The sequence below is a fragment of the Desulfoluna sp. CYM3A genome (genome assembly GCF_056829965.1).
This window is the reverse complement of record NZ_CP186556.1, coordinates 4,474,352-4,495,098: the sequence shown is the minus strand read 5'-3', so window position 1 is coordinate 4,495,098 and position 20,747 is coordinate 4,474,352. Positions and strand designations below refer to the sequence as shown.

At 60.0% G+C, this 20,747-nt stretch carries 21 protein-coding genes and 1 riboswitch; of the genes, 12 read left to right on the top strand and 9 right to left on the bottom strand.

Annotation, left to right across the window (positions count from 1 at the left end; all coding sequences use genetic code 11):
- Positions 1–14: 14 nt before the first annotated feature.
- The 4 genes from ACOYW1_RS22770 to ACOYW1_RS22755 all read left to right on the top strand — a co-directional run bounded on the left by ACOYW1_RS22770 (position 15) and on the right by ACOYW1_RS22755 (position 3,151).
- Entirely contained in the window at positions 15–827 is an 813-nt protein-coding gene (locus ACOYW1_RS22770; protein ID WP_482419870.1) for a rhodanese-like domain-containing protein, read from the top strand.
- Positions 828–1,090: 263 nt separating this feature from the next.
- A complete protein-coding gene (locus tag ACOYW1_RS22765) occupies positions 1,091–1,468 on the top strand; it encodes a desulfoferrodoxin (protein ID WP_482419869.1) in 378 nt (125 codons plus the stop codon).
- Positions 1,469–1,470: 2 nt separating this feature from the next.
- Positions 1,471–1,986, top strand: a complete 516-nt coding sequence (locus ACOYW1_RS22760; RefSeq protein ID WP_482417923.1) for a ferritin — start codon at positions 1,471–1,473, stop codon at positions 1,984–1,986.
- Between the two features lie 217 nt (positions 1,987–2,203).
- Positions 2,204–3,151: a phosphotransferase enzyme family protein gene (locus tag ACOYW1_RS22755; RefSeq protein WP_482419868.1), complete on the top strand. Its 948-nt coding sequence runs from the start codon at positions 2,204–2,206 to the stop codon at positions 3,149–3,151.
- A gap of 455 nt (positions 3,152–3,606) precedes the next feature.
- On the opposite strand, the gene ACOYW1_RS22750 is transcribed toward ACOYW1_RS22755, so the two are convergent.
- Complete coding sequence (locus ACOYW1_RS22750) at positions 3,607–5,220, bottom strand: thioredoxin domain-containing protein (protein ID WP_482419867.1); 1,614 nt, start codon at positions 5,218–5,220, stop codon at positions 3,607–3,609.
- A 16-nt stretch (positions 5,221–5,236) separates the two neighbouring features.
- Positions 5,237–5,776, bottom strand: coding sequence for a DUF255 domain-containing protein (locus tag ACOYW1_RS22745; protein ID WP_482419866.1), 540 nt, complete (start codon positions 5,774–5,776; stop codon positions 5,237–5,239).
- A gap of 915 nt (positions 5,777–6,691) precedes the next feature.
- Here ACOYW1_RS22745 and ACOYW1_RS22740 point away from each other — a divergent pair.
- The 3 genes from ACOYW1_RS22740 to ACOYW1_RS22730 all read left to right on the top strand — a co-directional run bounded on the left by ACOYW1_RS22740 (position 6,692) and on the right by ACOYW1_RS22730 (position 8,879).
- Positions 6,692–6,871 (top strand): rubredoxin, encoded by a 180-nt coding sequence (locus ACOYW1_RS22740; protein WP_482417920.1) that lies wholly within the window; start codon positions 6,692–6,694, stop codon positions 6,869–6,871.
- Positions 6,872–7,049: 178 nt separating this feature from the next.
- Positions 7,050–7,679, top strand: coding sequence for a nitroreductase family protein (locus ACOYW1_RS22735; RefSeq protein WP_482419865.1), 630 nt, complete (start codon positions 7,050–7,052; stop codon positions 7,677–7,679).
- 408 nt (positions 7,680–8,087) lie between these two features.
- Positions 8,088–8,879 (top strand): TIGR02757 family protein, encoded by a 792-nt coding sequence (locus ACOYW1_RS22730; protein ID WP_482419864.1) that lies wholly within the window; start codon positions 8,088–8,090, stop codon positions 8,877–8,879.
- A gap of 410 nt (positions 8,880–9,289) precedes the next feature.
- On the opposite strand, the gene ACOYW1_RS22725 is transcribed toward ACOYW1_RS22730, so the two are convergent.
- The 7 genes from ACOYW1_RS22725 to ACOYW1_RS22695 form a co-directional block, all read right to left on the bottom strand.
- The gene (locus ACOYW1_RS22725) at positions 9,290–10,375 is read right to left on the bottom strand and encodes an ABC transporter ATP-binding protein (RefSeq protein WP_482419863.1); all 1,086 of its coding nucleotides are present in this window, start codon (positions 10,373–10,375) and stop codon (positions 9,290–9,292) included.
- 4 nt (positions 10,376–10,379) lie between these two features.
- Positions 10,380–10,649, bottom strand: coding sequence for a hypothetical protein (locus ACOYW1_RS22720; protein ID WP_482419862.1), 270 nt, complete (start codon positions 10,647–10,649; stop codon positions 10,380–10,382).
- A gap of 40 nt (positions 10,650–10,689) precedes the next feature.
- Complete coding sequence (locus ACOYW1_RS22715; protein WP_482419861.1) at positions 10,690–11,319, bottom strand: ABC transporter permease family protein; 630 nt, start codon at positions 11,317–11,319, stop codon at positions 10,690–10,692.
- Positions 11,312–12,181 carry a carbohydrate ABC transporter permease gene (locus tag ACOYW1_RS22710; protein ID WP_482419860.1) on the bottom strand — a complete coding sequence of 290 codons (870 nt, stop codon included), beginning with the start codon at positions 12,179–12,181 and terminating at the stop codon, positions 11,312–11,314. The genes ACOYW1_RS22715 and ACOYW1_RS22710 overlap by 8 nt, the downstream gene beginning before the upstream one ends.
- On the bottom strand, positions 12,174–12,560 hold the full coding sequence (locus tag ACOYW1_RS22705; protein ID WP_482419859.1) for a hypothetical protein: 387 nt from the start codon (positions 12,558–12,560) through the stop codon (positions 12,174–12,176). Before ACOYW1_RS22705 ends, ACOYW1_RS22710 begins: the two co-directional genes overlap by 8 nt.
- Before the next feature lie 45 nt (positions 12,561–12,605).
- Entirely contained in the window at positions 12,606–13,400 is a 795-nt protein-coding gene (locus ACOYW1_RS22700; RefSeq protein WP_482419858.1) for an ABC transporter substrate-binding protein, read from the bottom strand.
- A gap of 594 nt (positions 13,401–13,994) precedes the next feature.
- A complete protein-coding gene (locus ACOYW1_RS22695; RefSeq protein WP_482419857.1) occupies positions 13,995–16,094 on the bottom strand; it encodes a TonB-dependent receptor in 2,100 nt (699 codons plus the stop codon).
- 267 nt (positions 16,095–16,361) lie between these two features.
- Positions 16,362–16,565: riboswitch (cobalamin riboswitch) on the bottom strand.
- A 287-nt stretch (positions 16,566–16,852) separates the two neighbouring features.
- Here ACOYW1_RS22695 and ACOYW1_RS22690 point away from each other — a divergent pair.
- The 5 genes from ACOYW1_RS22690 to ACOYW1_RS22670 all read left to right on the top strand — a co-directional run bounded on the left by ACOYW1_RS22690 (position 16,853) and on the right by ACOYW1_RS22670 (position 20,706).
- Positions 16,853–17,140 (top strand): hypothetical protein, encoded by a 288-nt coding sequence (locus ACOYW1_RS22690; protein ID WP_482419856.1) that lies wholly within the window; start codon positions 16,853–16,855, stop codon positions 17,138–17,140.
- 312 nt (positions 17,141–17,452) lie between these two features.
- Entirely contained in the window at positions 17,453–18,250 is a 798-nt protein-coding gene (locus tag ACOYW1_RS22685) for an MBL fold metallo-hydrolase (RefSeq protein ID WP_482419855.1), read from the top strand.
- Between the two features lie 43 nt (positions 18,251–18,293).
- Positions 18,294–18,479, top strand: coding sequence for a hypothetical protein (locus ACOYW1_RS22680; protein WP_482419854.1), 186 nt, complete (start codon positions 18,294–18,296; stop codon positions 18,477–18,479).
- Positions 18,428–18,943, top strand: coding sequence for a class I SAM-dependent methyltransferase (locus tag ACOYW1_RS22675; RefSeq protein WP_482419853.1), 516 nt, complete (start codon positions 18,428–18,430; stop codon positions 18,941–18,943). Before ACOYW1_RS22680 ends, ACOYW1_RS22675 begins: the two co-directional genes overlap by 52 nt.
- A 323-nt stretch (positions 18,944–19,266) precedes the next feature.
- Positions 19,267–20,706, top strand: a complete 1,440-nt coding sequence (locus tag ACOYW1_RS22670) for an eCIS core domain-containing protein (RefSeq protein WP_482419852.1) — start codon at positions 19,267–19,269, stop codon at positions 20,704–20,706.
- The last annotated feature ends 41 nt before the right edge of the window (positions 20,707–20,747 follow it).

Genomic DNA, 20,747 nt, shown 5'->3' with positions numbered 1-20,747 from the left:
CCTTCGGAGGTCCCATGAGCGAAAACCGTGTTGTTGATGCAACCCCTGAGTCCGTCAAAGCGTATATGAGCGAGCATGAGGAGAGCGAGTACCTCCTATTGGACGTGCGGGAGCCCCAGGAGTACGAGCAGGCCCACATCCCCGGCGCCAGGCTCCTTCCCCTGGGGCAGCTGGAGACCCGTCTTAAAGACCTTCCCGAACACCGGGACATTATCTTTGCCTGCCGGAGCGGGGCGCGGTCGCGGGTGGCGGCTCACATGGCCGTGGAGAAGATGCCGCGGCACCAAAGCATTTTCAACCTGGAAGGCGGTATTCTTGCCTGGCAGGGACATACCGTCACGGACTTTCCCCGGGTAAGGCTTTTGGTCCTCGAGGAGGGCATGCAGCAAACCCTCATGGCGGCCATGGATCTTGAAAAGGGCGCATGGAACATCTATCGGCATATCCTTGATGCGTACCCCGGCACCGCCCTGACCCGGACCATCGAGTCCCTTTGCCAGGCAGAGCTGGCCCATGCCAGGGCACTTTACGATGCCTGGCAACGCCGGGAGGATATTCCGCCACGGTTTGAGGATGTTTTCGATGGCCTGAAGGGCGAAATCCTCGAAGGGGGCATGCCCCTTGAAGGTGCCCTGCTTCGCCTGGAGAGCACCATGGTCCCTATGGACCTTGCCATCTATGAGCTGGCCCTGGACATTGAGTTCACCGCCTACGACCTCTACCGATACGCCGGCGATCCCGCCTTGAAATCCCTTTTCCTGGAGATCAGCGAGGGGGAGAAAAAACACATGAATACCATTGTGGGGGCCCTGGACACTGCCTTTTGAGGTGGTTTTTCCGTGAGACACTTTTTGCGTCGGGTGTCTCATGGCCCGTATCGTCTCTGTTTTGCTTTCGAGCCGTAACGAATCCTGGGCTCGATCACCTTGTCATGAAATCAGTGTGTTGTCTCTTTTTTGTGCCGACAATGCCGTGTGGCATGCTTATTGAAATGTTTTCCTGGGCAACAGGTTAAGGAAAGGGGCTTGGCCCCGGCATGATCATATCCTTGCGGCGGATACAGAATCGGAAACGGAAAAGGAGACCCACCATGATGAGGCGCAATCAACTCTACGCATGCGAACACTGCGGCAATATCGTTGAAATTATTCAGGCTGGCGGGCCCACGGTAAGGTGCTGCGGGCAGGCCATGACCCTTTTGGAAGAGAATACCCGGGACGCCTCCCGGGAGAAGCATGTGCCTGTCGTGGTCGAGGTAGACGGTGGCATTTGCGTTTCCGTAGGCGAGACAGCCCATCCCATGACAGAAGAACACTGGATTCCCTGGATCGAGGTGACCCAGGGAGCAACCATCCTGCGAAAGCACCTCCTGCCCGGAGAGAAGCCCGAGGCGTTTTTTGCAGGGATCACAGGACCTGTGGTGGCCAGGGCATACTGCAACCTTCACGGCCACTGGACAAGGGGGTAACCATGTTGAAATCAGAGGTTGAAGACGCACTGAACCTTCAGTTGAACCGAGAGATCTTTTCCGCGTATCTCTACTTTTCCATGTCGGCATGGCTGGGCAGCCGGAATTTGACCGGTTTCAGCCACTGGATGTACGCCCAGGGCGTGGAAGAACTGACCCACTCCCAGAAGTTTTACGATTACATCCAGCAACGGGGCGGCACGGTTCGCTTAAGCGCCGTGGAAGCACCCAAGGCAGCCTGGGAGTCTCCCCTGGCCCTGTTTGAAGAGACCCTGGAGCACGAGGTTTTTGTCACCGGGTCCATCAACGCCCTTGTGGACATTGCCCGGGACGCCTCGGACCACGCCACCGGGATTTTCCTTCAGTGGTTTGTCACCGAGCAGGTGGAAGAAGAAGAGAGCGTCGAGCAGGTTCTCCAGCGGCTCCGTCTCGTGGGGGACAACCCATCGGCCCTGCTCATGATGGACCGCGAGATGGCCGGACGTGCCATGCCTGCGCCAACCGAGCCCGCTGAGTAGCCTCCCGTATATTCAAAAGGCCAACCCACACTCCCATGGCCGGATAAAGACCGTCTGCGAACGCCGCATGCGGTCTTTTGGTTTGGGTGGCTGCAGGGGTGCGGTTGTGGGACGGCATGTTGCGGGTACAGCCCGTATGCACATGTGAAGGGGCGAAGCCCCAGAGGCTGGCTTTGCCCCTCAACGGAACAGTGATTTAAAAGCGAGACGAGAAACCATGGACGAGACAGTAATGAAGCAGGCCGCCCGGGCCTGGGGTATTGAGGGCGCGACGGTCTGCAATGAACAGGATCCTGCCGGGAGCCCGGAGCGCTCCCTGGGGCGCTGGGTGGTGCAGGGGGCGGGCGGCGCCCGTTTTCTCTTGGAGCGCATTGATCCGGCCACGGCACCGAGAAAACGTGAGATGGCCCGGTTTATGAGCGCCCTGGCCCAAGCCGGGCTCCCGGTGGCGGCGCCCCGTGCCACCCAGGCCGGTGATTTTTTATCCTCCCAGACAGGAAATCTCTGGCAGCTGACGCCCTTTGTGCAGGGCCTGCCCCTGGATCGGCCCGCGTACACACAAGAGGCATGGCGGGGCAAGGCTCTCGCCGGGTTCCTGACAGATCTGCGCACCGCATCCGCTCCCCTTGCCCCCTCCTTTCCGGGGGCGTCCTTTGACCTGCCCGGGTACATCGACATCTTGACCTCCACCATCCGGGCCCGAAGGCCCAAGGTGGAAGGCGCCCTTGACGAAGCCGTCCGATACCTCACCGACCATCTTTACCCCCACTGGCCGGGCCTTGCCACGGCCTTGGCCCACGGGGATGTCCACGGCGTCAACATCCTCTGGAAGGAGAAGGACATCGAAGCGGTCATCGACTGGGAGTTCTTCGGTCACAAACCCCTGCTCTACGATGTGGCCAACATGGTCGGCTGCTGCGGCATGGAGACCCCCGACGCCCTCCTTCACGGCCTGGTCCCTACCCTGACCCGAACCCTTCGCCAGGCTGATTTTGCCGATGCAGCAAGCTGGAACCTTCTTCCCGAGTGTGTCATGGCCCTGCGCTTTGCCTGGCTCTCGGAGTGGCTCCGCAAAGACGACGCCGAGATGATCAACCTCGAACTCTCCTATATTTACCTGCTGATGGATAATAGAGAAAAATTGGTGGCGTCTTGGGGCATTTAAGAGGGGGCGCTACCCGACCTTGGTGCACAGAGTGCACCCACCGTGCCGTCACCTGAGCGATCCATCTCCACCAGCCCCATGCCTTCGCCCGGCGAAGCAGAAGGGATGAACCAGCTCCATTGGAAGCCCCGTGGCCCGTAGGGTGCGTCCCACGCACCGAAACCGCAGGGCAACGCTCCTTGAAGCCGCCACTGCCACGATGCCCGGCCTGTCCTCAAAAGCGGGGGAAAAGTCCGCATGGGCGTGCTGCCTCGGCCACAGGGTACCCGGTCATGGTGCTCAGAGTGCACCCTACGTGCCGTCACCTGAGCGATCCATCTCACCATTCTCATGCCTTCGCCCGGCGAAGCAGAAGGGCTGAACCAGCTCCATTGGAAGCCCCGTGGCCCGTAGGGTGCGTCCCACGCACCGAAACCGCAGGGCAACGCTCCTTGAAACAGCCTCTCCCACGGTGCTCAGCTTTCCAAAACCACCTGCCCGAATATCCCCGGATCCGACACCGGGAGGCCGCATGTACCTTCTTTGCACGGATAGAGGGTGGGTTCGCCATCCTGTGCGGCTTTGTCCTTGACCGCAGGCAGGTGTGCCTCCATGGTTTTTGCCTGTTCTCCCTCCCGCAAGGGCGCTGTGACGGCATAGGGGGCGTACAAAGATGAAAGGGTACTCACGGCCTCGGTCTCTTTGGGCGACGGTGTCTCCGGCAGGATAAGGAGCAGGGCCTTGGGGCCTGCCAGGTGAAAGTCCAGGGCCGACACCAGGGTGGCATAGGGGGCCGGAGAACGGTCCGGGGCAAGGAAGGCTGAAACCGTTCCCAGGCCCTGGGTGAGCAGGGCCGTGTCACCTGTGAGGGCGTAGAGCCTGAACAGGTTCATGGCGGCCACGCTGTTTCCCGAGGGGATGGCCCCGTCTGTGCCGGGTTTTTCCCGGGTGATAAGGGTCTCGCCGTCGCTGCCGGTCATGTAGTACCCCCCTTTTTCCGAGGCAAAGAGACGGTGGGTTTCGGTCTGGAGGTGAAGGGCGCGGGTGAGCCAGGAGGCGTCGCCCGTGGCTTCGAAAAGGTCGATGAGGCCTGCAATGACAAAGGTGTAGTCCTCTAAGAATCCCAAGGGGCCCAGGTCTTCCAGGCGGCTTCGGTGGAGCCTGCCGTTTCGGGTGAGGCAGGTCAGGATGAAATCCGCGGTGCGCATGGCTGCGGCCAGGTACGTCTGGTTGCCAAAGGCGCGTCCGGCACGGGCAAAGGCCGAGATGGCCAGCCCGTTCCATGCGGCGATGATCTTTTTGTCGGTAAGGGGCGCTTGCCTTGCTGTTCGGGCTTGGCGCAGGATCTCCCGGGCGTTGTCCAAAAGAGCTTCAAGCTCTGCCACGTCCAGGCCGTGTTTTTTTGCGGTTTCCTTTACGTCCCTTCGGATGTGGGGAATGTAGCGCCCCTCGAAGTGGGGTACCCCGGTGAGGCTGAAGTGGTCCAGAACCGCTGCCCAGGAATCCCCGGGCAGGGCCGCGTCGAGTTCGGCCTTGCTCCAGGTAAAGAAGTATCCCTCTTCTTTGTGGCCGTCCGGCGTGAGGGAGTCGGCGTCCGTGGCCGAGTAGAATCCCCCTGCCGGATCTTCCATCTCCCGCAAAAGGTAGGCCAGGGTGGCTTCGGCCACGGTTTTAAAACGCGGATTTTCCGTGGCCAGGAACCCTTCCACGTAGGCAGAGGCCAGAAGAGCGTTGTCGTAGAGCATTTTTTCAAAGTGGGGGACCAGCCACTTGGGGTCGGTGCTGTAGCGATGGAACCCGCCCCCTGCCTGGTCGTGGATGCCTCCGTCGGCCATGGCTGTGAGGGTGTGCTCCGCCATGTGGCGGTACGCACCGATGCCTGTGCGCTGGTGGGCGCGCAAAAGGAGCTGCACGGGCAGGGTGGCAGGAAACTTGGGAGCACCCCTGGTGCCGCCGAAGCTGGGGTCGTAGCTTTGGGAAAACAGGGCCACGGCCTTGTCCACCCACGCTCTGTCGGGCAGGGTCCCGCTCTCCTGACCGCCCCCCAGGTGGTCAATGGCCTGGGTGAGTTGGCTGGCGGAGAGGTCCACCTTTTCCCTCTCCCTTTCATAGACCTCGGCAAGGCCCTTTAAGACGGTGAGAAATCCCGGGGTGGGGCGGTCTGTCCCCGTCCCGGGCCGGAAAATAGGTGCCTCCGTAAAAGGGTTTGCCGTCCGGGGTCAAGAAGACATTCAGGGGCCAGCCGCCCCCGCCGGTGAGTACCTGCACCGCGCCCATGTATATGGCGTCGATGTCCGGCCGTTCTTCCCTGTCCACCTTCACCGGCACGAAATGGGTGTTCAGGAATTCGGCGATCTCCACGTCCTCAAAGGACTCTTCCTCCATCACATGGCACCAGTGGCAGGTGGCGTACCCGATGCTCACGAAAAGCGGGCGGCTCGTCTCCTTTGCCAGGGCCATGGCCTCTTCTCCCCAGGGAGACCAGTTGACGGGGTTGTGGGCATGCTGCAAGAGGTAGGGGCTCTCCTCAAGAAAGAGGCGGTTCGTATAGGTTGCCGTGCCGTCGGGGTTCAGGTGGCGGGTGCGCGGAACATACTCCGGGCCTCGGGCTTTTGCTTTTTCTTTGATGCGGTCGTCAAGGCTCATGGCAGGTTTTCCTTGGCTATGGGTGAAAGGCAGTCCCCCTTGCTCTCCGTGGTTCGAACAGTCAGGGTGAGAAGAGGCCCATGGTGACGACGGGCGTTGATGCTCGGCACAGGAGAAGCAAGGGCTGCCAGGGTGGAAAAAACATGGACACCTTCATCATGGCCTCGGGACGCACGTTGTTTCCCACAGGGAGGTTCGGTTAGCCCGGATATTTCATGAGAAAACAATCAGTCAAAAAAACACCAGTATTTCGGATGGCTACAATGGAAATGTCAGCTATTCTGAAAATACAAAATGTAAACCGACGTTTGCTGTTTGATTTTCTCACCCTTCGGGCGAGCCGAGTGCACCCATCTTCTGCGTTATCAGAGCTTTGAGGTAAACAACTACATCTGCAGCTCTGATGCCTTGAATATGGGTGCACTCGACTCGTGAAATATCCGGGATAGGGTAACCCGTGGGAATGCGTGTCGATCCCGAAACATGTGATCCGGCCACCTTGGCGGGGCGGGACCGCCTGGGAATGTTATTGCAAGATGAAGACCACTGTCGCGAAAAATCGTGATGGCCGCTGACGCACCATTGACAGGGACGCTCTACAGGCAGAGACTAAGGGGAATGCTTCGAAACTGTCCCGAAGAGAACAGGTACATGAGACAGAATCATCTCATGATCTTCCCTGGGATGCGTCACGTCCCATGCTGCGCCGTTGAATACGCCCTGATATGTTGCGGAATTCCGGAAGGATAGTGCCAGCTTTGGGCCTGGCCCCGAAGATGGCATGCTTTTTGATATATTGTCGTCACTGTGAAGACCAAGGAATACGCCGGCGGCCCTGCCGTGCGGCATGTTTTGACCATAATCTATCGGCCCCGCCTGTCACGGCCCGGACCGCGATACCTGAAAGGAGACACCATGAGCCAGCCCCACGAAATGTACCAGTGCCAGATCGCAAACTGCGGATGCATCTACAACCCCGATAAAGGAGACAGAAAGGGCAAGATAGCCAAGGGAACCTCTTTTGACGACCTGCCCGAGGACTGGAGATGCCCGGTGTGCGGGGCGAGTAAGAAAGCCTTTAAAGCATTGGGGTAAAAAAAGAGGGCATAGGAAAAAAAGGTCATAGATCATAGAGGAATAGGGAATAGGGGGCGGCTGTTGCATCACGTCTCTTGCCGTGGGGTTGTTTCCATGCACAGGGCGGATGCACGTTGTCCCGGCAACAGGTGAAACCTGAAAGGTTGTGAACCACTTCAACACGCAAGGAGGAACCATGGATTTTTCCGACGTTATTGCCACCCGCCGCGCAGTCAATCATTTTGATTCCAACCAAGATGTGCCGGATGCCTTGTTGAGAGAGGTCGTGGAGATGGCCGCCACCACCCCGTCGTCCTTTAACCTCCAGCCCTGGAGCCTCATGGTCCTGCGGGACGAAGAGGAGAAGATGCGTCTTCGCAAGCAGGCCATGGGCCAGGCCAAGGTGAGCGAAGCCCCGGTGACCCTCATCGTCCTTGCCGACCGCAGGGGCTGGGCCCCGGGCACCCCCTTTGCCGAGAAGAATTTTCAGGAGATGATCAAAGCCGGGGCCATGACCGAAGACCGGCGGGACTGGTTTGCCAATGCCTGCACCAACCTCTACGGCACCTCCGAAGAGTCCCAGGTGGCCTTTGCCACCAAGAACACCGGCTTTTTCGCCATGGCCCTGATGCTCGCCGCCCGGAGTAAAGGCCTCCATACCCACCCCATGGACGGCTTCTCCCGGGAGGGCGTCATGAAAGAGTTCAACATCCCCGACCACTACTGGATTCCCCTTCTCATGGCCGTAGGTTATTTCAACGACGGAAAAGAACTCGCCCCTCCCAAATGGCGCAAAACCTACGACGAGATCGTTGTAACATTTTAAAGAGAGAATGCGATTGCGTAACCCACGCCGGGCCCCATGGTGGTGAACGTAGTGCGCCCTACGGGTGTGACGGTTTGCAATCTCCGTCATGGTAACCGGGCCAGTTATGAACCAAGTGGTGAGAAAAAAGCCGCACAGGAGTGCGGCGCTCCACAGGCGAGGAAGAAAACCGGTTTTGACCGCATAAGCCGCCACCATTGGAAGCGCCGGGGCCCGTAGGGTGCGTCCCACGCACCGGAACCGAAGCGTAACGATCCTTAAAACGCATCCCAAAAACCAGGGTTGTTGGGTGCTCAACCATGGTGCACGGAGTGCACACCATGGGTGTGACGGTTGGCAACCACGGTTACGATGATCCAGCTTGCCATTGAAACGAAGGCAAATTGATAAAAACGAAGGACGGATTGGTTGAATAAAAAAGAGAAAGCCCTGAAAGCCCGGCTGGAAGAGCTCCACGATCGCTGGAACCGGCGCGAATACGTAAGCCCTGACCCCCTGGAGACCCTGTATGATTACGAGGATCCCCTGGACCGCGAGGTGGCGGGCATGGTGGCCTCGGGCCTAGCCTACGGGCGCGTGGCCCAGATCCTCATCAGCGTGCGAAGGGTTTTGGAGCTGATGGGGCCGTCTCCCCGGGGCTGGCTTCTCTCTATGGAGCCTGCCGAGATCGAGGCGGCCTTGAAGGGCTTTGTCCACCGTTTTACCAAAGACACCCATATGGCGGCGCTTCTCGTGGGCATCCGGGAAGCGCTCCTCTCCCACGGCTCCTTGAAGGCGTGTTTCCTTTCCGGGTACGACGCCCGGGACAAGACCCTCCTGCCCGCCCTGTCCGCCTATGCAAAAACAATCAAAGGAAGCCGGGACCTGCCCGGCCACCTCCTCTCCGACCCCGACGGCAAGAGCGCCTGCAAAAAGGCGAACCTCTTTCTTCGCTGGATGGTCCGGTGCGATGAGGTGGACCCCGGGGGCTGGCACGATGCCCTCCCTTCCGCCAAGCTCATCATTCCCATCGACACCCACATGCATAAAATCTCCCTGGCCCTGGGGCTCACCGCCCGCAAAGCCGCCGACCTCAAAACCGCCGTGGAGGTGACAACCCGCCTCGGCCGCCTCTGCCCCGAAGACCCCACCCGGTACGATTTTGCCCTGACCCGCTTTGGGATTCGCGGCGAGCTGGAGCTGAGCGACTTGTTACGGTAGGTCTCCTTATCGCAAGGTAGGGGAAAAAGAGGCTCCGGCGCCCAAGGGCTGAGCCCTTGGAACCCAGGTTCGGGAGTGCTCCTGGCCTTCGTGCCTCAGGCCCTTCACATTCCCTGACGGGCTTCGCCCGTGTCCATGTGTCGCCATCCAACCCATGGCACGATGCTTTCGAGGCGGCTCACCTTGCCGGCGGAGCGTGTTCGGTGACATCCTGTAGGGTGTGCTTGCGCACCATGTGGTCGAAAAATCGATATCTTTTATCATGTCTATACGGCGTGGAGCTTACCCGTGTATGGGGTTCTATGACCGTTACGAGCCTTCGGCGGTGCGCAAGCGCACACCTCACAGCCCCTACTCCGTGGGCAAGGTGTCGTTCCCACACACGCTGAATCGTTCCATTGAGCCCCCGATCATTTGCGAACCCGTCCGGTTTCCGGGTCGAAGAGGTGGGCATGGTCCGGGGCCAGGTCAAAGCATACGGGGCTGCCGGGGCTGATTCCCTCACCTGCGATGCCTGTGAGGGGGTCTGCGCCGCAACGGGCGTGGGCGTAGCGGACCAGGCCCACCATCTCTTCGTCGACGCACAGGCCCGGAGCGTCTTTTGGCTCCGGGACCGCTGTCACCCGGACATGTTCGGGGCGGATGCCCAGGACCACCCGGTCTCCGTCCACGGGGCGGGACAGGGGGACGCGGAGGGGGCCGTCGTCCTGGATGAAGAGGCTCGCATTTCCATGGGCCTGGATGCGCCCGGGGATGCGGTTCATGGGGGGCCAGCCCATGAAGGTGGCGGCAAAGAGGGTCTCGGGGTGGTCGTAGAGCGTTTTGGGCGGGGCCACCTGGACGATGCGGCCCCGGTCCATGAGGACGATGCGATCCCCCATGGCCAGGGCGTCTCCCTGGTCATGGGTCACCATGATCACGGTGAGGTTCAGGGCCTTCTGGATCTTGCGGATCTGAATCCTCAGGTGCATGCGCAGGTTCTGGTCCAGGTTGGAAAAGGGCTCGTCCAGCAGGAAGACCTTGGGGCGCTGCATGATGGCGCGCCCTAAGGCCACGCGCTGGCGCTGGCCTCCGGAGAGGGTTTCAGGTTTGCGGCCCAGGAGGTCGGCATCCAGTTTGAGGATCTCGCAGGTCTCGGTGAATCGCCTGCGGATCTCTTCTTTGGGCGTTTTTTTGACCGACAGGGCGTAGGTGAGGTTTTGCCGGGCCGTCATGTGGGGGTAGAGGGCGTAGTTCTGGAATACCATGGCCACGGGGCGCTTGTGGGCGGGAAGGGCTTTTAAGTCGGCCCCGTTGAGGAGGAGGTCCCCTGCGCTGGGGGCATCAAGGCCTGCGATCATGCGCAGCAGGGTGGTTTTTCCGCACCCGGAAGGGCCCAAAAGGACGATCATCTCCCCTTGGGAGACGGTCAGGGAGAATCGGTCCACGGCCGTGATCGATTTTTTCTTTTTGGGGGCAAAGACTTTGGTGACGTCGTTGAAAACCAGTGTGTCCATGGGGCTAAATCCGATGCTCCGTAAGTTCTGAGAGTTGATAGCGGTCGATGACAAAGGTTTGGGCCAGCAACAGAAACCCCAGGGAGGGCAGGGTGAGGACCACGCTGCCTGCCATAAGCAGGGGCCACTGGGTGGAGTGAAGGGTTTGGAAGGCCTTGAGCCCCACGGTGGCGGTCTGCATGGAAAGGGTGGAGGTCACCAGAAGGGGCCAGGTGAAGCTCTGCCAGGAGGAGAGAAAGGCGATGAAGGCCACGGTGACGAGGGTGGGTGTCACCAGGGGCAGCACCATGTCCCGGACAGCCGGTAGTGGAGCCTCAGCCCCAGGCAGAGGCTGTGTCCTCAGGACTGTTGGGAACCCGTTTGATGGCCGTGATGAGCAGGAAGGTGGCGGTAATGGAGACGCTGGCCGGGACAACAAGGGTAAAAAAGGAGTCCAGGCCCAGGAGCCGTCCCACGGCCATCCCATGGCCCCCTGCGGGCACAACGCGGTGGGCGGTCCAAAAATCGGTGCAGGGAAGGATGTCGGGCAGTCGGAGCATCATGAAAAACCGGGGGATCAGGACCACGGAAAAGGGGACGAGCCAGGAGAGGAAGAGCAGTCGGCGGACGCGCTCGCGTCCTTTCCAGTTTAAGATGCCCAGGCCGAAGCCGGCAAGGGCGGCAAGGCCTGTCTCCAGAAGGGCGCTTGCAGACGCTGTCAAGGCGCTGTTGGCAAGGTAGCGGCCAAAGGGAATCAGGGTAAAAATCTCTCGGTAGTTTTGCCAGCGCCAGGCGTTGGGCACGAGCATGGCGAGTCCCGAGGCCCCGTCGAACACCTCGGCGTTGGATTTCAGGGAGGTGGCGACCATCCACACAAAGGGGGTGATGAACACGAGGATCAGGCCAAGGCCCCCCAACAGGGCACCGAGCCTTCGGGAAACCGATGGGGCGGGGGCGTTATTCACGGCGCTCTCCTTTCCATTTCAGGACCAGAAGGGGGGAGATCATGAGGAACATCAGGATCCCCACGGCCGCTCCGTAGCCCATTTTTTGCCATTGAAAGGCGTTTTCGTAGAGAAGGTAGGACAAGGTGGTGGTGGATCGCAGCGGGCCGCCGCCGGTCATGATAAAGGCGATCTCAAAGCCGCCCTGGATAGCGCCGATAAACCCCAGGCAGAGGTTGAATCCCACCAGGGACTTCATCCAGGGCCAGTAAATGTCCCGAATGCGGCGTGTCACGGGCAGTCCGTCCAGCCTTGCCATGTCGTGAAGCTGATCCGGGATCTGCCGGAATCCGGCCAGGAAAAAAAGCATCTGAAACCCTCCGACGCTCTCCCAGAGCAGCACCACCATCACCGCCGCCTTGGCCCAGCCCGGGTCGTCCAGCCACAGGGGTGCCGATACGCCCACAAGGCCCAGCAACCGATTCAACAGCCCCATGTCCGCAAAAAAGATGGAGCGCCACATGATGTACAGGGCCACCGGGCTCACCAGGGTGGGCAAAAAGACCACCAGGCGCAGCAGGCGGTGCCACGGGGTTGTCCCGCGCAAAAAAAGGGCCAGGGCAAAACTGCCCGCCACCTGAAGGGGCACCGCCATGGAAAGGATGAGGGTGTTGGTGGCGGCCTGGAGAAAGAGGGGATCGGGCGCGCCGCCGGTCAGGCCCAGCAGGGTGCGGTAGTTTTCAAGGCCCACAAAGCTCGGCGGGGAGGTCAAGGACCACCTGAAAAGGGAGAGCACGGCGCAGGCCGCCCCGGGGATGAGAACGAGGAAAAAGACCCCGGTGAGCAGGGGGGCCACAAAGACAAGGCCGCGGCGATCAGTCACAGGCCACCTCCACGGCTCCGGCCTCAAGGGCCGAGGCCATCATGTCCGCCGCCTTTTGGGCATCGGCCACGCCCAGTCTGTGGGCTTCCAGGGCCTGCTTGAAGATCTCTTTGACCAGGCCTTCGTTGAGCAGGGCGCTGTGCTCCGGGCACCGGGCCTTTTGAGCCTGGTCTTTTAATACGGAAAGGGATGGGGGAACGGGGATCTCCTTGCGAGCGGGCAGGTAGATCCGGTGGGCAAGGTGTCGCTTTTGGGCCGCTTTACCCCCCAAGGCGGCCACGAACTGCCTGGCGAGTTCGGGGTGGCTGGATCGCCCGGAGACCCCGAAGGAGTTGCCTCCCATCACCGTGACATCATTGACCGGACCGCAGGGAAGCATTCTTACCTGCCAGGGCACCCGGTCCTGGGCCTCAAAATCGCCGATTCACTCGGACCAGTAGAACAGGGCGCGGCCCTGGAGAAAGAGGCTGCCCAGGACGCCCTGGCTGGCGCCGGAAGAGGGCAGGTTGAGGCGGTCCGACGGCTTTGGAATGACCCCGGGAAGGCGTCGCCAGTTCGCCATGGCGGCCAGGGTGTCCCGGGCGATGTCCCGGTCCAGCACCGAGGTCCCTTCCTCGGAAAAGAACCGCCCGCCCCGCTGCCAGTACCAGGTGGTGAACCAGACGGACTCGTTTTGGATGTCCAGGCCGAACACGGGTTTTCCCGTATCCGTCACCGCCGGGGACAGGGTTCGGATGATGGTCAGGAGGTCCCCCCAGGTCCGCACGGCCATGGCTTTGTCCTTGGGCACGAGTTCGGGGTTGACGTAGAGCACATAGGGATAGGCCACCTGGGGAAGGGCGACGAGCTCGTCGGTGTGGCCTTTGAAACAGTAAGCCTGAAGGGCGTCGTAGTAAGGCCAGGCGTGTCTGGATGGCCCGGACAGGGGACGCAAAAGCCCGTTTTCCGCAAAGGCCTGGAAGGTGTCGGCGGAGAAAAAGGTGATGACATCCGGGGCGTCTCCGTAGAGGCATTTCAGGAAAAACTGCCTGGCATCGCCCATGGGCATGATCTCCACGCGGACCCCCGGGTGCTGCTTTTCAAACCACCGGGCCGCGTCAACCCGGGACGGGTGGCTGTTGGTGGCCCAGACCAGGGTGACGGTTCCGTCCGGGGCCGGGCGGCATCCTGACAAAAGGGCCAGCAGGCACAGCAGCATGAGTACTTTTTTAATGGGCATGGCCCGGCTCCTTGGAATTGGTCAGGTCACGGTGATCCGTGGAAAACGTTGCAACGATTCAGCCCAATCGACCACAGATTGGCAGAGTCACGTTTACAGTTCGTTTTGTGACATCCTGTAGGGTGTGCTTGCGCACCATTTATTCGAAAAACCACATCTTTTGCCGCGTCTATACAGTTTGGCGGGCATCTTAACAGGGGGCATGACCGTTGCGATTCTTCGGTGGTGCGCAAGCGCACCCTACCTTTGCTTTGCCAGTGATCCGTGGAAAACGTTGCAACGATTCAGCCCAATCGACCACAGATTGGCAGAGTCACGTTTACAGTTCGTTTTGTGACATCCTGTAGGGTGTGCTTGCGCACCATTTATTCGAAAAACCACATCTTTTGCCGCGTCTATACAGTTTGGCGGGCATCTTAACAGGGGGCATGACCGTTGCGATTCTTCGGTGGTGCGCAAGCGCACCCTACCTTTGCTTTGCCAGTGTGAAGCGATTTCAACCGTTGTGGCGGAGCCTCCGAGCATCATTCCCAGGCGGAGCCTGGGAACGAAAGAACGTATCCGGTTGCTACGAAGTTTGTGGCTCACCTCGCTTTAAAAATCAGCCCTCAGGCTGACGGTGACGCTCCGGGGCTCTCCGGGGTAGCCGGCGTCTTTGGACGAAAAATCGTCGGCGATGTAGTACTCGTCGAAGAGGTTGTGGACAGCCACCTGGAAGGAGAGGTTCTTCACGGGCACGGTGACGGCGGTGTTGACCGTGATGTAGTCATCCAGGGTGTGGAGGTTGCCGGTGGTGTTGTCCCGCAGGTTGCGTTCGCCCACGTAGTTGGCCGAGACGTTCCAGTTGAAAAAGTCCGTGGCCAGGTTGGCGCCGATGCCTGCCATGTGCTCGGGGGACATGCGCACCCGGTTGCCTTCAAAGGAGTTGCCCGAGGTATCGGTGAACTCTTCGTAGCGGGCGTCGTGGTAGGCGTAGTGGCCCCAGGCGCTGACAGCGTCGGTGATGCGGCAGGAGATCTCCGCTTCCACGCCGTCCACCTCGGTGCGGGTGTTGGTAAAGAGAAAATCATCGGTGGAGGTGCGGAAGGAGCGGGGTCCTTTTTTCTCGGTGCGGAAGCAGCTCACCTGAGCAAAAAGTGTGTTGCCCGAGGAGAACTTGACCCCTGCTTCGTAGCTTTTGGTCTCTTCCGGGTCCAGGATCTGGGGAAGGGTTTTGTTGTTTTTGGTGCTGAGCTTGGGAAACTGGGTGCGAAAGCCCTCGGCATAGGTGGCAAAGAAGGCCGTCTGGACCGAGCCCACCCGGAAGGCGTTCCAGGTGGCGCCCACACGGGGGCTGAAGGCCGAGTCGCTCTGGTCGGCTTCCACGTCTTTATTGGAGGTGGTGAGCTCTTCGTGGAAGTGATCGTAGCGGATGCCCGCCATGAGGGAGACGTCTCCGATGGCCAGGGTGTCCTGGGCGTAGGCGCTGTAGACGGTCTGTTCAAACTCGCTTTTGACCGTGGTGCCGGTAGGGTTGCCCGTGGCCGGGTTGCCCACGTTGGTCAAGGGGGTGTCCCAGTTGGGGGGGCCGTATTTGGGCATGCTGCTCCAGGAGTAGCCGGGGGCGTCCTTGTCCTGGGAGGCGATCTCCACATAGGTGCCCACAAGGAAAGTGTTGTCCACGGTCTCGCCGGTGTGGTCCAGGGTCATGCGCAGGTCGTTGTGAAAGGCGGTCTGCTCGGAATCGCTGACCCACCAGCCCTTGTTGCTCTGGCTTGCCGTTACCGTGGTGCCCCCGGTGGCATAGCTGTCGAATTGGGTGAAGGTCAGGTCGTTGGTGATCTTCACGTTCTCGGAGAGGGAGAGGGTGGGGGAGATGGTGACGGACTGATACCTTCCGTCGTAGCACGCGCCGTCGATGGCGTGGTTCTCTTCCCGGGTGACCCCTGCCATGGGTTTTCCGTCCACAATGGGGATGGTGGAGCCCCTGTCCGCGTTGACATTGGACAAGAGGGCCTGGACGTCCACGGCAAAGGTGTCCGAGAACTCATGGTGACTTGTGACCATGGCGTTCTGTGCATCTCTTCCGACACCGTCCTGGTAGCCGTTGCTGGTGGTTCCGCCGCCGCTGACCATCACATACCCTTTGTCGGTGGGCCTGAGCACCCGGGTGTCTGCCCCGTAGGTGTCAAAGCTTCCGCCCCGGGCCACCAGGGTGGTGGAGGCTTTGGAGGTATCCTGCGGGACGGTGATGATGTTCAAGGTTCCGGCCACGGCGCCCCGGCCCCAGATGGAGGAGGAGGGGCCTTTGGCAAACTCGATGCGTTCCACAATGTTCAAAGGAATCATGGTCAGGTCGGCGGAGCCATTGACCTGGCGGAAGGGGATGCCGTTGATGAGAACGGCCAGGTCCTTGGTGTCCCGGGAGCCCCGGACCTCAATGTGGGGGTAGGCGTTGCCCTGGATCCCCATCTGGAGGCCGGGAACGGTTTTGAGGGCCTGTTCGAGGGTGGTGGCCCCCATGCGGTCGATCTGTTCACGGGTGACCACAGAAACGGTGACGGGTACCTCCATCCGGTCCTCCGCCACCCGCGTGGCCGTGACGACGATTCCTTCCATGGAGGGCGTTTCCGTGGTTTCTGCCGAGGCGGTTGAACCGCCCAGGGCGCAAAGGGCCAGGGCCAGGACTGCACATCTTCGTATTGCGTAATTCACTGTCTCACCTGCTGCATCTCAAGTGGAATTGCTTCCATTGCTTCAACAGGGATTTTTTTAACACGATACCCGGGCAGGGGCATCCATGGCCGCGGAACGTGCATGCCGGGGGGCAGGCAAGGGTCCCGGTGGCTCATGGGCAGGTCCGGATACAAAAAATCCCCAGCTTCCATACAAAAGCCAGGGACTGCACCCGTTCAAACTTGATCCCCGGGTCGCCCCGCCTAAGGGGGCTCTCCCACGTTTTTCGTCGCTCGCAAAAAACATGGGTATGTCACATCACAGACAGGTCTTCTGACTTCCGGATCGATCTACTCAACGCGCCTTCCCGGCAAAGCCAGTGACATGAACACGCACCAGGGGTGTCGTGCCTGCGTTTTTCGTCCCCGATTACAGCGGCGGGACCGTGACGGATTTACACCGTCTTCCCTATTAAGTCCGATTAAGGACATCTGTGTGAATGAGGTTTGCTATCACTCATTTTCCGCTTTTGTCAACAACAAGTTGCACCTTCTCGGTAAGAAATTAATGTCGGGTTTCCTGTGCCCTGGGTACCTTGTGACGTAACTTTTGACTTTAAAGGTATGAATAGCCATGGGGCCTTTCACCCCACGTCTCTTGCGGCGTGATCCGTTTCATAGGGAAATAGCGGGGGAACGGTAGATACTCTTGCGCGTGGGTGTTCGGCATGGTTTCAGGTCGGGTGCCCCCGGGCTGGGACATCGAACCATAAGGCAAAAGAAATTAAGGAATCGATTATGGATGAGAGGGTAACGGTTTACAGGTACGTGGGTGAAAAAGGCGAGAGCACAACCATCGAGGCTTTTTTCAAGGGAGACAAGCTGGTGGTGCAGGGCTGCGACACAGGCCCTTCGGCAGTCGGCATGTTCGGGGACTGGGATTACGAGTACTGGCTCTATGCGGACAAGGCCATCTGCCCCGGCAACATTCTGGAGATTTTAAAAAGTGGCTTCCGGGGGTTTACGGCCATCAAGCGGTGGTTTGACGAACAGCAGATTGACTACGACGTTGTCTCCTATGCCTGAGTTTCCAAAGCATGCTTTCTGGGTGCCATATACGTCACGTTGCAGGCATAGGACCACATATGACCCCGTGTGACGCCGCATGCGATCCTTTGTGTGCGGCTGCCGGACGTAACTTGCTCAAAACGGGGGGGATGTGATGTTCGGCACGGAACTTGATTTCCAAATAAGGCGGGCACAGCCCTTTTGCAAGGCAAAGGGCCGGAAACCAAGACACAACCAAACGGCACACAGGAGGAAGCCATGAACGCAGGCAAGGCAATATAGGGGAAAAGATATCACAGCTGGGATGAGGTTTTTCAGGCATCAAGGCCCATGGCATTCAGGGCATTGAACACAGGGACGATTACCTCCCCCCTGGCACCTTACACCCAGGCGGAGAGTATCCCGGCGGGTGTGGACACATCGAAGACCGTCTCCCACGCGGTGATGGTGTTTTACTTTCATCACCCGGAGAAGGGCGATATCCTCATCGACAGCGGGTTTGACAGGTCGTTTTACGAAAATCCCCCTTTTGGGAATTTGTCGCCCTTTGTCATCGATTTTCTCGAGGGCAACAGGGCCCGCTACACCCAGCAAAAAGATGAGGACTTAGAGTCCCAGCTTCGAAAAAACAATATCCATCCTACCCACCTCTTTTTGACTCACATGCACCCGGACCATACCGCCGGGATACCGGCCCTGTCTCCCTGGTGCAATATATGCTATGGAAAGAAGGAGAATTCGGCGCACTACCGCCTGATGACGGGGAGTCACCTGAAAGGAAAGGGGGATATCTCTCTTATTGATACCGATCCAGCTCCGGCGATTCCTCCGTTTGATCATGCGGTGGACCTGTTCGGGGACGGCTCTTTCTGGGCGCTGTCCACACCGGGCCACACAACGGACCATCTTGCCTACCTGATCAATGCGGAACCGTTCCCCATCCTTGTCGTGGGGGATGCGGAACTCTCGGCCTGGGGCATGACCCAGGGGGTGTTCATGAACTCCGATGGCGGGAAAGAAGGGCAGCAGGCCGTTCGGGAATCGGCAAATGCGATTCGCGGGTTTCATCGGATGTACCCCCACGTGGCCGTGTGGTTTTCCCATGATGAAAAGCCCCTGGCCCCATGAGCGCCCAGACCTAATTACCCTGCAAAGACAGTAAGGAAGAATCATGGAAACAACAGCCCCCAGCCCCTGGGATACCGATTACAAAGGCACCGAACCGTCCCCTGTCTACGAGCCGCTCTGGCACATGCTCCAGCAGTTTCTAAGTGACTTTCCGGCGACATCGGTGCTGGACTTCGAATGTTCAGGTCGGCAACTGCCTACCTCATGGCCGAAGAGGGGCTTCGGGTAACAGGGGTTGATATCTCGTTACGGGCCGTAGAAAAAGCCGTGGCCCTGGGCAACGCGCGGACGAACGGACGATGCCGATTCATGAGGCACGATTCCATTCCCGAGGACGTGCCCGACGGCTCCTTTGACGTGGTGGTGATGCTCAATGTCCTTCATTGCTTAACGTTAAAAGAACGGGTAGACTTACTCGTCAAGGCAAAGAGGGTGTTGAAACAGGGCGGGGTACTCTTCGCCAGCGTGCTGGACGTGGAGGACGAATCCTACCCGAGGCACGAATGGACGGAAATCGAGCCACATACCTTTGACGACGGCACCGGTAAACTCTTTCATTTTTATTCTCGGGAAGAACTGACCGAAGAGTTGAAAGGGTTTTCCATTTCCGAGTGCGACATGCTTCGGAACATCCATCCTGATGTGGGAAGGCAAAGCGCCTTGTTTGTGCTGACTGCAACGAACAAGGGGTAAGGGCGCGCATTCTGTGCCGTTTTTCAATTGGGACTTGCTTCACACTGAAAAATATACAGATTCCAAGGGAATACTTGCTGACGGTGGCGTTGAGGCACTCTCAACGCCAAGGGCGGGCTGAGACAATTCTGACAAACAGGCTTGTGCCTTTCGGGTGAAGGGAGACGTGCCATGCGTGTGTCGGCGGGAAAATCCAGGGCAGCGGAGGAGCGTACGGCAACGGTTACGGGTGCCGGGGTGCCACATCGGCCACATGCCGGGCCCTCCCTGTACGGCGGTCCGAACATCGCCTTGCAGCGGGCCCGTGCGTGGTGGAATTCTCTGTGGAGAGACTGGCGCGGCAGGGCACCCATGCTTCCGTACAGGCCGGGCTGAGGGTGAGTGCCCCCGGCGACGCGTGTGAAGGGGAAGCCCACCGCATCGCCGACGAGGTGGCGTGCAAGGCCTGCGAGGGCAGCACAGAGCCTTCCGTGGCCATCACCGGGCGGCCTGCCCCTGGCACCCCCTGGCTTTTTCGGGGGAAAGGCACCGAAGCGCTCACCCCCATTCCCCATGGCGGCGGAAAACCCTTGCCCGAAAAAACCAGGGCGCGTTTCGAATCCTCCCTGGGCCGGGATTTTTCCCGTGTCCGGGTCCACGCCGACCACAAGGCCGCCTTGTCTGCCGAGCGTCTGAATGCCGAGGCATATACTTTTGGCAATGATATTGTCTTTGCAAGGCAGCGATACGCCCCCGAGTCACCTTCGGGCCGCCACCTGCTCGCCCACGAACTCGTCCATGTGGCCCAGCAGCAAGAGGGGCCCGACATCCCCTGGGTGGTCCAGGCGCCTCCTCGCCCAGAATTTCGCGGGAACACCCCCCAGACCTGTCGCGGGAGCATCGATGTTCGGGCAGGGGAGATCTCCATGCCCAATATCTCTTTTTTTCACCTCTATGTGGTGTTCACCGACGCCGACCGGTTAGGGATCCCCTGGGCCATCCGGGGCGGCCCGGCAGGCGGGGGCCGGGGGTACGGAAACATCGTGACCAATTGCGGTGCCTACCGCCCGGGGTTCATCGATTACGACACCCGCTCTCCTTCGGTGACGGTTTATCAGGGGAACCAGGCGTGCACCAAGGCCCGGACCATGAAAAGCCATGCCAGGCAGATCAACGGGTGGAACATCCCGTATGCCCCGGACGGCCCCAACTGCAACTCGGTTGTGGCCTCCATGCTGAGGAGCGCCGGGCTCCCCATGCGAAAGCCCAACGTGGCGGCCCCGGGATTCGACACGGTGCTTTCCCCCACCGGGCCGGTGAACGCAGGGGGGCTGGGGGACAGGCGGCATCGGGTCTTTCTCCAGGTGAACAGCCTGGACCAGTTCCGCACCCTGGGTTTTGGCTACAGCATCGACACCTTTGAGGTGAGCGGCATCTCCTTTCCCCTGGTGCTCGGGGCCGAATACTCCATCGGAAACCAGGCCCTCCTGGGCAGGCTTGGCCTCGGGGTGGAGCTGCCCCTGCTCAACATTCCCACAACGCCCCTTGCGCCGACCCACCTGCGGCTGTCCGGCGGGTTCCAAGGTGGGGGCCAGCGTTCGGAAGAGGGGAGCGAACGGCGCATGGATACCCTTGTGGGCGGGTATTTCCAGGCCCAACTCGGCCTAGACATCAGCCGGTTCCGGATCAGTCCGTTTTACAGATTCAGCGCCCTGCGCAACATCAGCGACAGAACCACCACCAAGGCCCATGTGGGCGGTATAAATCTGGGGTTTACCTTTTAACGTAATGCGCTTCAAGCGCCCTTGGACAGGAGTGTTATGAA